Here is a 13,918-nt window from a genome sequence, read left to right on the forward strand (position 1 = left end):
GAAGATGCTTCTTTTCCGCTTTATAAAACTTTAGTAAAAACTTAATAATGATAATTATGATACAATTTTATACTCACATTGCTAATGTTTCTATCTATCATAAAATATAAAAAAAACCCGTCTAAGCAGGGTTTTATGTTTTTATTGATCTTGATTTTATAAAGACAAATTTTTATTTAATCTTGTCATATATCAGCTTGGTGACCAAAGCTCCAAAAAGATAGTAGCCCACAGTCATGGCTTTCTTTTTATTATTTGATGCAACAGGATCATCATCCAAACCCATTTTGCCTGGCAGTGCAATTGCGCCAACACCTGCCATCAAGCCGGAAACTATATTATGATTGGTTGCAGTCGCTGCATAATAAAACCCATTGCTCACGATATCACCTACAAGTGTAGCGGCGTATAGTTCATTTTCCCCTTCAATATTAATTGGGGTATTGTCTGTCAGTTTTATCAATGCTTCTTCGCCCACTTCATTGATATGTGGCACATTTGTAAAGTTTTTTCTGATGGTCTCGTGCAAAATATTTAATGCAATTGCGCCGCCCAGACCGGCTAAAATTTTCTTGTACATTATATTTAGATTTGGTTAATATTAAATAAGAAATGAATAGACTTATCCGGATTTTCTAGTTCCAAAATTCAGACCAACATGTATGATTATTTATTTTGTTATAATGGTATTTGGAATAATTATTTATTTTCATGAATAGAATAAAAAAGTGAACCACAAAATCTTGTGATTCACCGTTGCTTATTTCAATTATTATAATACTGTTATTTAAAGTATTAGAGATTATACTTTAAATTAAAGCCTGTAAAAAAATATGCTTTTTTTGGACCAGGATTTACATCTGTATAAACAGAAGAATCATTGTACTGATTGTCTTGATCGGTATCATTGATACTGTTTCCATAAAATAAAAAAGTGTAGTTTACCTGATTCGTCAGGTTATTACCAATCACAAAAACATCTAAATCAAATTTATAAATACTACGTCTATAACCAATTTTGGAATTTAATAAAGCAAAACTTCTGACTTTATTTTCATTGGCAAAATCTGTATAAACACTTCCTATATAATTGTAGGTATTTTGCAGATATAAGCCAAATCTTGTGTCAAAATCAAATCCAAGCGAGAGCTTTGTTTTTGGAATACCCACTACAGATTTCTGATCATAATTCATAACATCGGCAGCCTGACCGTGTTCCTTAAGATAGGTGTTGAATTTAGAATATTTAAAATCGTTATAAGTATAGTTCGCAAAAGGTTGTATTCTGGAAAGAAAAGAATTCATTGGTTTGTAAACGTAGCCAACGCTCATTTCTAAGCCTTTATTTTCTTGATCACCCGTATTTGCCCAATACGAATATGGCGTGTTTTCAGTATTATTCATTGTGGCTCTTAACTGAGTTAATTTATCTTTAATTGTAATACTAAATAAAGAAAATTGATAGTCGATAGAAGTATTTGCAAGCAACCCCTGAATACTGAAATCCAACATTTTAGCTTTCTCCGCAAGAAGATTGTCATTTGTCTCATTGAGGCCTGATATAAAAGCTGTAGCGGAGGTTGGTGCATTATAACCCTCGCTGTAACTGAGGTTGAAAATTTGATTTTTCCAGGTTTTCTGAATTGCAAAATGTGGTGTTGCTACCAAATTAAACTTTTTATCAAAGGATAGATTTTTTTTATAAAGATCGACACCATTAATAACAAATAAACCTGGCATTGCCAACAAATCACTTCTGTTATAGCTAATCTGGCTTAAGCTCATTCCTGCTAACAACATTACATTCCAGGGTTTGTAGGTCAATTTTTCAACCGCAAAATAATTTGACTGATTGTTAATATACTTAAAATAGGAGCCATCGTAAAGTGGTCTTAAAACAGGTTCTTCCGTTATTTTTACACTCTTATATCGGTAATTGGAAATCAAAGAGCGCGATTGCTGGATTTCAACGCCAAACTCTGTCTGACTTTTAAAATTTACCCAATCTTTATTGAAATTAAAGACTGATCTAAAACCGTAATTTGGTGCAGAATAAGTCTCGTTAGCTCCTGCTGCAATCCGGTCGCTTGTAGTGCCGGTATAAAACAACGTGGTGTTATTATTAAAATTTTTAGTAATGTCCCAAATATGTCCAATGCCTACTCTGGTAGTGACGAATTTTGTTTTTGCACCTCTCCTGATATATGCAAAATTACCATTGTCAATGCCATTATAATAATCATCATAAGAAATTTGTCCGGAGACCTGCTCCAAGGAATTACTCTGTGAAGCTAATAATGTTATTTTTTGCTTCTCATTGACTTTGAATTCTCCGGTGATATTGTAAAAATTCTTGATGCTCTTTCCATTAGGCCGATATCCATCGCTTCCAATATGACCATAATTAGCGGTTATGGAATGATTATCTCCGACATCTGAAAGCGACGTAGATGTCTGGAATAGTCCGAAAGACCCTGTATTAAACTGCTGTGATACCGAAGTTCCGTTTTGAAGTTCAGGTTTTATATAAAACCTGACGGCTCCTCCAGAACCACCTCCGTATAATGTAGCAGCAGGTCCTTTGATAACTTCGATTTGATTGATCAATCCAAAATTCACGTCATCTAAAATAGTAACACCATCAGCACCGGTGAGAGGGATATTATTCAAATACATTTTGATACCCCAATTGTTGAATTTCTGGTCATTTCCATAGCCACGGAGCACAATTCTCTGGCCACCAAAATTGGTTCTTTTTTCAACCTGAACCCCTGTCATTGTGTTAAGTGTCTGATCAATCATCGAAGGATTATTCCTGTTCAAATCTTCCGTCGATAATATTTCCACAGGCTGCCCGTGGCGTTTAAACTCTGCTCTTTCCTTCGTGGTTTTTTTTCTGCCTAAAATAGTTACCTCATCTATCTCACTTTCATTCTGTGTTTCTTGTCCATAGGCGACACTTGTGGCTAATATTGTTGTGAAGAAGATTGTCCTTTTTATTATTCTCATTATTTAAATTAAAGGTTATAAATTGTCTTGATGTTGATAAAAACAGTCCTAGTAAAATTCATATTTTTATCATTAATCTTCGTCATCTTCAAATTCTTTGTCTGTCAATGCTTTTTTATAAATTTTTTCACTGATGACCTTGCCTTTGAATTCGTACGTCAGCAAAAATATTTTTTCACTGATGCCCGAAACATTTATAGAACCTTTTTCATTGCCAAATCTGCCTTTCTGCAATAAATTGCCACTCATATTAATTATTTTATATTCTCTACCTATCAAAGACTTATCAATGATTTGATAGTTTAAATCACTAATTACAGGATTAGGGTATAATTTTAAAATATTTAAGTTAATATCTTTAGCAGCCGATTTATTTTGTCCTTCTTGGTCACTCTTCTCTTCTTTCTTTTTCTTGGCGAATGGATTATAGGTCAAATTCTCAGGAAGTGGTGCTGGCTTGTTGTAAGGTTTTACAATAGTTTCAGGAAGGGAAGGATCGATCTTAACTACGGTTTGGATATTTCCTAAATATGTTCCATCTCTGAGTTCGATATAATTTTTTGCGATTAGATCCACATTTGTATTTGATCCCAAAGTGTTGAAGTCACCAGTAGCTATAGTAGAATCAACATTATTTCCGGTCACTATATAATTGTTAGCCTGGAATAAATAACTACCAGTATTTCCTGGGCTTATCTTATTAAATCTGAGAGTTTCATTCTGAATTTTTATTGTATTATCAAAAACCCTTATTTTTCCATTTGTTGCATATCCATTTGTATTGATATCTTCTATTGCCGATAAAAATGCACCATTATTAGGATTAATTGTGGAATTATGAGTTCTGTAATAATAGTCAGAGTGGAAATTGAGATTTGAATTATTGTTCATCGTTACTTTTGTTCCTGCTGTAAAATCATAGTAAGAATTTTTATAATTATTGATAGTAGAATTACTAAGTGTTATATTTCCGGTCTCTACTGTTCCTGCTTCAAAATTATTGACAATAAAGTTGTTAATTGTCATACTTCCTTTCACCGTAAAATTTGAATCCCGTCCACAAATTACAAATGACTTCCTCGTTACATCGGATGACGATAGACTGCCGCCATTCCAAATAATTCTTGAACCTGGTTCCAAGATTACATTTCTGGCAGTAATGTTAGATGTTGCGATATTAAAGGTTACATCATGTTTTACGCGGAGGTCGCCACAAATTGTTTTTGTGATTCCGGTCCAGGTTGTATTTGCCATTATCAATTCATCCTTACAGTCGCTTAATGGAGCATGCCATATTCCTTTACCAGCAAGGCCTACAACCATGTCATTGTAATAATCATCAACAAATAGATTTGTAACAATAGATCTCGGTAGACCCGTACCAAAAATCTTCCATTGATTTGGAGTCACAGTTTTATCAAGATAAAACACGCCATAATCAGTTCCTATATATAACTTATCTCGGTTTTCATCGTAATCAATTACATTTACAGGAAAATTATTCGGTGTGTTTACAGGTAACCCCAGACTTGATACATTAGAGAGATTTAAAGATATATTTTGCCAAGTTTTACCATAGTCATTACTTTCATAGACTTTTTGGTTAATCAAAGCCGCAGAAGAAAACGATACCCACATATGGTTGGGATGATAATCATCCATAGTAACCCAACTCATAGTATGTGAGTCTGTATTAATCACATCCGGCAACGAAGGTTCAGATAGATGAATGTTTTTGCCAACATTATCCCAAGTTACTCCTCCATCATTTGAAAAGAACAGATTATGTAATCCTCCATTGGGTCCGTCAAAATATGCTATTGGGTATAATATGTTATTATTACTGTTTAATGCAATTTTAGGCGTCAATCCAATGTTCTGAGTAGGAAAAGTTGGTGCACCCTCCATTGGAAAGATATTAGTGACTGAGGTATGCGTCACTTTAAAAAAATTAGGACCATTGGGATTCGGCCCATTCTGAGGATTATTATAACCATTATGATAACGAATCATATGATCTAAAGGGTCTTCGGCCATACTACGTTGTAAAAATCCGCTATTAACTTTAGTTAAGCCATTATCATCCGAAAAATAAATTTCTTTAAAATAAAACCTCTTATTATGAGGGCTTGTATATACATCTCCTTCATAATCTGAAGTGATGAAGGTCTGAGATTGATCCAATGGTTCCGTCATCTCGTTTCTATACCAGCCATCATCTTGTGTTCCTATATCATAGACTCTATCGTAAGGGTCACTATAATATCCTAAACTATTGATAATATGTGCCACAATATTTCCAGTAATATTTCTCCAAGTTAAACCATCATCATCACTTAAGTTGATTCCTCCATCATTTCCGCAGAATAAATAATTGACACCTTGGTACGAACCAAATTTTAGATCCCTTGAGTCGACGTGCATCTTGAAATCATAATTGCTATATTGCGAAAGATTATTTAATGTATTGGCTGATGTTATTTTAAATAACATTTCCATCCCGGCCAAATAAAAATCTGATCCATTAATTTTTAAATTATAAGATGCCGATGTGATGCTATTATAAAGAGTACTGAAATTTGTCCAATCTGTCGATTTCAAAATCTTGACATTATTACCACCACTAAATATACTGATTAGCAGATTATTTGAACCATCTACTGTAACTACCGAAGCGGATATGACAGAACTTGAGATGTTTGAATCAATTCCTGTCCATGTATTTCCTCCATCAGTCGATTTATAAACTTTATTCTGAGAACCAGCACGACCACTTACATAAACAATATTGGGATTATTTGGATTGCAAACTACATTAGTTAAAATCAATTGTGACGGACCGGAAAATGGGTTGCCTGCATAAGTCCAACTGTTCCCATTGTCTGTAGATTTATAAGCTCTCGTTCTATCTACTGCATACATAATGCCTGAATCTGTAGGCTCTGTAAAATCAAGACAAAAGAATCCTCTTTGAGGATCTGGCATAATCGGAATATTCCAAGTGGTACCTCCATCTGTAGAATTAACGACTCCAAGACCGTGGAGATATTTATCTTGTTTTGTATTGGAATAATTATAACCGCTAAACCAAAAAATAACACCAGAAGCAGCATAAATTTTATTATTCTTTTTAGCGATTTTATTAACAGTTTGAATTGGAATATTATCAGTTTTCGGAACCCAAACTACATTTGTGCCGCCTGAAATAGCGTTAAATGTCTCATATATTCCGCCAGCATAAAGTCCAATTAATAAATGGTTAGAATCAGCAGGATCCACCCAAATAGATGTGACTTGTCCATTTCCAATATTTCCCATACCATTTGGTTTCCAATAATGAGCAGTTGATGTTATGCCATTAGGATTAGTTGGCCAGGTCTTCGCACCTAATTGTGTCCAGGTTTGTGCTTGTAAAAGATTACAAATCAACAAACAGACTGTCTGCAAAAGCAGTATCATTTTTAAAATAACTTTCATAATTCTATTTTTTTGAAAATTATTTTTTTATTGATTTTTCAAGATCTTCTATTCTTTGATTTTGATCTATCAGCTGCTTATTTTGTTGTAATAAATACAGTGTAAGCTCTTCAATTTTTTTAAGCAAAAGAATATTCATTTGCTTTAATTCTATTCCATTTTTAATTGCTTCTTCTGTAGAAGGAACTTCCGGCAAATGCTTGTTTTCGTTGATATATGTTTCCAGGCTTTTGAGATCTCTCAATTTGTAGTCATCATAAAAAACATAATCTGCCCATCCGTTTGCGCTGGCAACATCCACTCTCACTTTTTCTGTTTTGATACCGTCTTTTACAAAGAGCTTGTATATCCCACCATCTGCTGCAACGCCATCTGCAGGAAGATTGGAGGTTCCTATGCCGATAGTCCCATTATTACCTCTTATCCAGTTTCCAATATTTAACTGATTATTCACACCTGTACCTGTAGTTGTGGTTTCATAACCAATAATTATATTATTGTTTCCATTAGAAAGGTTGGAAGCCGCATTTTCTCCTATTCCAATATTATTATTCCCATTTAATAAGCCTCTTAAAGCTCTTCTTCCTAAAGCTGTATTATAGTTACCATTGATCATGCTGCCAAGTGCACTAAATCCAAATGCAGAATTGTAACTTGCAGCATCAGTTGAAGCAGCATTATATCTTGCCATAGCTGCGAACCCGACGGCGGTATTTTCGTTTAGTGTTCCTGGACCATTTAAGGAATTTAATCCAACACTTGTATTATTGTTGCCTATAGTATTATTTAACATAGAATTGACTCCTACGGCTGTATTTCCTCCACCAGTTGTGTTTGGTTTTAGAGCATTTGCGCCAACAGCTGTATTTGCGCCACCTGTCGTGACTGAAACTAATGATCCTAATCCTAACCCGGTATTACCAAGTCCTGTTGCAAAATCATTTCCTCCTGCTATAAATAGGTTATTATCCCAACCATATCCATTATCAATATTCTGAAATATCAATCTTCCTTTTGGGGTCAATTTCATCCACTCGATATTGTTTGTTTTAAAAACGAGACTTTGGTTATCTGTGGTTCCAAGGAAATTGGTTCCAGGTGTGGTTCCGGAGTTTCCTGTTAAAGACCAGTTCTGTGCATTTGCAGTTAATCCGCATAGGATTCCCAATACGATAATTGTTTTTTTCATGGTATAAATTTTATTTTTTTAATAGTGCCAATATAAGAAAATATAAACATTAATAAAAGAATTATTATTAAATAATGGATGCTATGGTTAAATTAAAACTAACAAAAAGGTTCAATTTTAATATATTGTTTATTTTTATTAGAATATAGTTAACAAATATTTAATTCGTTTTACATAGGTAGATAAACATAGAATGAGTAAGTGATTTTCCTTGTTAATTGTTGTATATCAATATATTATATGTTTTTTAATTGTTTGTTCTAAAAAAAATATAGAATATGTATAATTATATATCTTAATAAATTGTAAATAAATTATTATTTTGTGTTAATTATGTTATAATAATTATTAAAAAAGCAATTATGTTTATCATAATTTACAATTAATCTGATATTTTTTATATTTTAGTAAAAATTATTTTTACAATATTATATATCATTATCTCAAATAATAACCTAAATTTTTAACCATTGAAACTATTAATTATTACATAAGCAAACAACCTTTTGAATGCTATACTGGTGGTAGCGAACAACTTAAAATAAAAAAAACTTAATAACCTATGAAAACATTTTCAAAAACATTTTTTTTATCATTAATAATGATAAATAGTGCTTCCTATGCACAAGAAAATCAAAAGAGAAAAATATAGAGGAAGTCACTATATTGGGAAGAAAAAAATTAAAACAGGAGAGGGCAGAGTTCAAACGCCACGGGCAATCTGTAGAAACATTATCAGAGGAAGAGCTAAATAGAAATAATCCTGCAATGATTGATCAAACTCTCAATACAATGTCCGGGGTGCAGGTTGATAAACGAACCAATTTTGGAGGGCAGAGAATTGTGCTGCGCGGTTACGGAAACGACCAGAAATTTAACAATTGGGGTGTGAAGTTTTATTGGAACAACATACCTTTGACCAATGCCGAAGGGGTAACGGTTTTAGATGATGTTGATTTCGCATATGTCAACAATGTTGAGGTTATAAAAGGCCCGGCTTCGACAATGTACGGTGGCGGAACCGGAGGAACAGTGCGATTCTATACAAGACCAGATTTTGTCAAACGGTTGAGTGTCTCAGAAGATTTGATTGTTGGTTCTTTTAAAACTTTTCAGTCAAGAACAAAGATTGATGTATCCGATAAAAATTACTCTTTAAATGCCACATATGGTCATCTTGAATCAGATGGTTACAGACCTAATGGGAGCGGACTTAAAAACTTTTTTAATATCAACGGATCAATAAAGTTGACAGAAAAAGACCAGATTTCATTTTTTGGAAGTCAGTCTAATTCCAATGAAAAAGTTTCCGGGCAGATTCCTTATTCCGATTATTATGCTGGGATTGATAATGGTAATGATGCTTACATAAGAAAGAATGCTCAAAATTTAATGAAATCTACCAGATTTGGTGTTACGAACAGCTTAAATCTCACAAAAAATTTCAGGAATTATACCACTCTTTTTTTTTATAATTTGAATCAGGAAAGTATATCTGCAGGGGCATATGGGATTACAAATTCTCCAAATGTAGGATTGAGATCAACCTTCTCATTAAAAAATACTTTTAATGATAATTTTGAAAATCAACTTGACTTTGGGGCCGAGATACAAAATTCTGTATCAACTATATCAAGCTATAGATTTACAGGCTCAATTAATTCGCCCTTAGAAACAACAGGAATCTCGGGAGCTTCATACTTTAAGTACAATAATAACCAAGGAACATACTTTATTATTGATCATTTAACTTATAAGCCTTGGGCATTAACATTATTGGCAGGTATAAGCGCAAATAAAACGGGCTACGAAAGGAAGGATTTGTTCGCTTTTCCAAATCTAATCACTGGACATAATTCAAATTTGTCTTTTAATAAAGAATATAAACTGGCATATACGCCTCATTTTGCTCTACAAAAAGAGTGGAAGCAACAAATCTTTAATCTTAGCTATAGTGAAGGTTACAATGCACCCACAGCGTCCTCAACATTCATTGGAGGTAATGCAAATGTTGTGAATGATAATTTGATACCTGAAAAAGCAAAAATGTTTGATTTTAGTGTTCATGGTCTGTTAGCTAATACGAAATTTGATTATCAGATTTCCTTATTCAGAATTAATTATAATGATAAGTTGACACAATTATTTTACAATAACAATAATTTCACCTATTGGACAAATACGGGAAACCAAAAAAATACAGGTTTAGAAGCTAGCATTGGCTATCAATATACCAATGAAAACGGTTTTTTTAAGAAAATTATCCCGTTTTTTAATCTGTCATACTATGACGCAAAATACAAAGATTTCAAGACAGTCCTGGCTGGTTCATTGCAAGATTACTCTCATAAAAATGTTGTTGGGGTTCCCAGAAACAAATATGCTATCGGTCTTGATATCAATACAAAGCCAGGTTTCTACATAGCGAATACTTATAGTTATCTGGGAGAAGTTTATACTGATTTTGCCAATACAAATATAGTAAAGGGATTCGGACTTTTAAATTCAAAGATTGGCTATAAGAGAAGGCTTGGCAAAATTGACTTAGATGTTTTTGTAATTGGTAATAATTTAACCAGTAATATTAATTACACCTTCTTATTTTTAGGTAATAGTATCAATGATAAAGATGCAAATAATGGTTATGCCTCCAATATTGCTACAGATCTGAATCCGGGACCAAATAAAGCGTATTTTTTCTCAGGATTTAACCTGAAATATAATTTCTAAAACTAAAACAGTCTTATTATTTTACGTGTGGTTACAATTAGTCCATTAAAGACGTTAAAACAATTGTTTTGACGCTTTTTTAGTAATAACATACTATATTAAGATTATAATTCTCAAGTTCTTAATCAGAAAATAATTAAAGAAATCTTAAGAAGTCAAAAAGGAACAAAATATGTAGTATTTATGAATAATGAAGTCATATATTAGCTTTAAATTCACAAACGATTTATAAGGGTAGAGAAAAAAACAAAGTTAGAACCCTTCCCAATTTCGCTTTCCACCGAAATTTCAATAAACCAATATTAATTACAGGATTGATTTGTAGTAAAGAAATAATCTCAGTCATTTATTTTAACCCAAAGATCTCAATAATCTTTTCAATAGTCTCTCCTTTGTAATCGGTATAGATATGACTGTGAAATTCATTGAGTTTTTTAAGTATTCTCAGGAGTTCTGTTTTTTCTTTCTCGGTGAGTTTTCCTGATAGAATACTGGATGTCAGATTAACATTCTTCACCGACTCGTGGAACGTCTTCTCGCCCTTTTGAGTAAGATTCAGTCTCTTGCTGCGTTTGTCATCTTCATCATTTTTCTCTTCTAAAAATCCAGCTTCCAGTAATCTTTTGATGATTTGAGTTCCGGTCTGTTTTTCGTGCCCGTTTCTTTCTATCAGCTGAATTTTCGTCAGGAATGGTTCGTCTTTTAATCTGTACAAATAAGTGAATTCTTCATTAGCCAGATCTGGAAAATCTGCCAAACCTTTTCTGATCATCAATTTTGAATATCTTCCCAGTAAAAGAATTTGTTTACAGATTTCGTTTTCCGTGAATGAGACCTGATGTTCTTCGTTTTTAAAAAGCTTGGTCGGACTTTCATCCGAATATTTCTTGTCATTCAGCCACATACGGAAGTCGTCCACTTTACAATTGGGTTTGTAAGTGTCGGAACTTTCAAATTCTTTGACCTGATGAAGCAGATCGATGATAAAGTCGGTTTGCATAGTTTTTAATTTATTGTAAAGATATTATTTTTTGATTTCCAGCAGGGAATTACAATTTCACGCTGCCCATTCCACCATCTATTCCGATGATTTGTCCGGTAATCCAGGAGGAATTTGGTGATAATAAAAACTCAGTCATCTTTGCTATTTCTTCAGGATTTCCAACTCTTTGCAAAGGATGTCTTTTTCCGGAAGCTTCCCGTTTTTCCGGTGTTGAAAGCAATTGCGAAGCAAGGTTCGTATCCGTTAAAGAAGGCGCAATGGCATTCACTCTGATTTTTTGAGCAGACAATTCCGCAGCCAGGCTTTTCGTCAAACCTTCGACAGCACTTTTGCTGGCAGAAATAGAGGCGTGGAAAGGCATTCCTAGTTTTGCAGCCACCGAACTGAACAATACAATAGATGCACTTTCTGACTTTTTTAAGTTCGGCAATAATTTCTGAATTGTTTTCACAGCTCCCAGAACATTAATCTCAAAATCATTCTTAAAATCGTCAACAGAAAGTCGGTTAAATGGTTTTAAATTAATACTTCCCGGCGCATAAACCAATCCGTCAACAATTTCAGGGAAAGTAATTTCGTCCAGATTTCCATTGAGAATATCCAGCTCATGAAATTCAATATTGAGCGTTTCTACCTCAGAATTATGACTTCTTGAAATGCCGATAACATGATTTCCACCGGAAAGAAGTTTCGCCGCAGCAAATCCAATTCCTTGTCCGCAGCCTATGATTACTATGTTTTTCATCGTTTTGAAATTTTATTATGACTGATTGTGCGTTGCCTTGAACATTTAAACCTTTCGATTTCCGGATTTCTTTTCATCAGATGTTTCTGACTGATTCCGGAATTCACTCGTTTCCTCCAAAGCCGAAAACTTGAAGGTTTCAGTTCGATTCTCATCAATGCAATAACTTCGGATTCATTAATATTAAATTGAAATTCAATCGCTTCAAACGGCGTTCTGTCTTCCCAGGCCATTTCAATGATCCTGTCTTTTTGTTCTAAATTAAATTCTTTTGGCATCATTTTAAGTTTTTAATCGTTTGTTTTGCCATTTTAAAATGTTCAGACCGTTTTTCTTCAGCCATTTTATCAAGTGTTCTCAGCATCATTCCAAGTCTCGGATTGGTGTTGAAAAATTCCCGCTTGTCATTCACAAAATTCCAGAAAAGCGAATCCCATTTTTCCGTCCATTCTCCATCCGAATAATCACTCATCTTCTTTATATAATTGCTTCCGCTGATGTAGGGTTTTGTACTCATTTTGCCACCGTCGGAGAAGCTGCTCATCCCGTAAACATTAGGAACCATCACCCAATCGTAGGAATCGATGAACATTTCCATAAACCATTGGTACATATGATGAGGATTTATTTTTACTAAATTCATAAAGTTGGCAAAGATCATCAGCCGCTCGATATGATGTGCGTATCCGGTTTCCAAAAGCTTGAGAATCGTGCTGTCAATCGGTCTGATCTTGGTCTTCGCTGTGTAAAAAGATTCGGGGAGCGGATTCTGATGTTTCCAGTAATTTTTATTCCGCTGATAAGTGCCCTGATATAAGTAAATTCCGCGTACAAACTCTCGCCAGCCCACAATCTGACGTACAAAACCTTCCAGAGAATTGATTGGAACATTGTATTCTTCAGCATAATCAATTGCTTGTTCCAAAACATTTTTCGCAGTCAAAAGACCAATGTTCAACAAAGGAGAAAGTATGCTGTGATTCAGAAAATGTTCGTGTTCAACAATACTGTCTTCGTAAACGCCAAATTCTGAAAAACGCATTTCCAGAAACTGATCAAACCAATTTTCAGCCTCGTCAAAAGTGACGGGATAAAGCTGATAAGAAGTCAGATTTCCATAATTCTCGCTGAAATGTTTCTCAGTGTATATTTTTGCTTCCTCGTAATATTTGCTGTTTTCCGGAAACTGAATGGACGGTGCTTTTTTATTTTTCGGATATTTTTTTCGGTTTTCTGTGTCGTAAGTCCATTTTCCACCAACCGGTTTTCCAGCTTTTAACAGGATATTTCTGGAAATTCTCTGCTGCCTGTAAAAATCCGTTTGATGATATGATTCCTTGTCTTCAAAATATTCTTTCAGATCTTCTTTCGTATTGATAAACAGTGGACTGTCAATTATTTGAACTTCTAGTTTTGTCTTTAATATTCTGTTTTCAAGCCAATTATCACAGACATCGATCATCAGGATTTTTTCAAACTTTTCTTTTTCTAAATACTTGATCAATTTCCGAATGTCGGAAAGCGGGGAAGTGCTGTCAATATATTCAACTTTGAATTTTGACTTGATTAGATAGTTTTCATAGAACTTCATACTCGCTCTGTGAAGTGCAATTTTCTGTTTATGAAATTTATATTGCCTGAAAAACAGAAATTCCTCCACCAAAAAAACCGGCTGATCTTTGTCCAGATAATCCGTGTCTTTGAAAAGCTGATTCGGAAATATTAATTGTGCCGTATTTGCTTTTTTAGATGGCATATTTTTCAA

At 33.8% G+C, this 13,918-nt stretch carries 9 protein-coding genes; 1 reads left to right on the top strand and 8 read right to left on the bottom strand.

Annotated elements, in window-relative coordinates:
* Window positions 1-172: 172 nt before the first annotated feature.
* The 4 genes from ACFJGY_RS09055 to ACFJGY_RS09070 all read right to left on the bottom strand — a co-directional run bounded on the left by ACFJGY_RS09055 (window position 173) and on the right by ACFJGY_RS09070 (window position 7,675).
* Window positions 173-580, bottom strand: a complete 408-nt coding sequence (locus ACFJGY_RS09055) for a hypothetical protein (protein WP_379963088.1) — start codon at window positions 578-580, stop codon at window positions 173-175.
* A gap of 215 nt (window positions 581-795) precedes the next feature.
* Complete coding sequence (locus tag ACFJGY_RS09060) at window positions 796-3,009, bottom strand: TonB-dependent receptor (RefSeq protein WP_379963090.1); 2,214 nt, start codon at window positions 3,007-3,009, stop codon at window positions 796-798.
* A gap of 72 nt (window positions 3,010-3,081) precedes the next feature.
* Complete coding sequence (locus tag ACFJGY_RS09065; protein WP_379963092.1) at window positions 3,082-6,486, bottom strand: hypothetical protein; 3,405 nt, start codon at window positions 6,484-6,486, stop codon at window positions 3,082-3,084.
* Between the two features lie 19 nt (window positions 6,487-6,505).
* On the bottom strand, window positions 6,506-7,675 hold the full coding sequence (locus ACFJGY_RS09070; RefSeq protein WP_379963094.1) for a hypothetical protein: 1,170 nt from the start codon (window positions 7,673-7,675) through the stop codon (window positions 6,506-6,508).
* Window positions 7,676-8,341: 666 nt separating this feature from the next.
* Between ACFJGY_RS09070 and ACFJGY_RS09075 the strand changes: the two genes are divergently transcribed.
* Window positions 8,342-10,405, top strand: a complete 2,064-nt coding sequence (locus ACFJGY_RS09075; RefSeq protein ID WP_379963096.1) for a TonB-dependent receptor — start codon at window positions 8,342-8,344, stop codon at window positions 10,403-10,405.
* Between the two features lie 346 nt (window positions 10,406-10,751).
* On the opposite strand, the gene ACFJGY_RS09080 is transcribed toward ACFJGY_RS09075, so the two are convergent.
* Genes ACFJGY_RS09080 through ACFJGY_RS09095 form a run of 4 tightly spaced genes read right to left on the bottom strand, consistent with a single transcriptional unit; the run spans window position 10,752 to window position 13,909 of the window.
* Window positions 10,752-11,405, bottom strand: a complete 654-nt coding sequence (locus tag ACFJGY_RS09080; RefSeq protein ID WP_379963098.1) for a MarR family winged helix-turn-helix transcriptional regulator — start codon at window positions 11,403-11,405, stop codon at window positions 10,752-10,754.
* Window positions 11,406-11,454: 49 nt separating this feature from the next.
* Window positions 11,455-12,153 (bottom strand): SDR family NAD(P)-dependent oxidoreductase, encoded by a 699-nt coding sequence (locus tag ACFJGY_RS09085; protein WP_379963100.1) that lies wholly within the window; start codon window positions 12,151-12,153, stop codon window positions 11,455-11,457.
* Window positions 12,150-12,431: a TIGR03643 family protein gene (locus tag ACFJGY_RS09090; protein ID WP_379970151.1), complete on the bottom strand. Its 282-nt coding sequence runs from the start codon at window positions 12,429-12,431 to the stop codon at window positions 12,150-12,152. The genes ACFJGY_RS09085 and ACFJGY_RS09090 overlap by 4 nt, the downstream gene beginning before the upstream one ends.
* Window positions 12,431-13,909, bottom strand: coding sequence for a cryptochrome/photolyase family protein (locus ACFJGY_RS09095; RefSeq protein WP_379963102.1), 1,479 nt, complete (start codon window positions 13,907-13,909; stop codon window positions 12,431-12,433). Before ACFJGY_RS09095 ends, ACFJGY_RS09090 begins: the two co-directional genes overlap by 1 nt.
* Window positions 13,910-13,918 lie beyond the last annotated feature (9 nt).

It is taken from the genome of Epilithonimonas sp. UC225_85, assembly GCF_042695135.1.
Classification (GTDB): Bacteria; Bacteroidota; Bacteroidia; order Flavobacteriales; family Weeksellaceae; genus Epilithonimonas.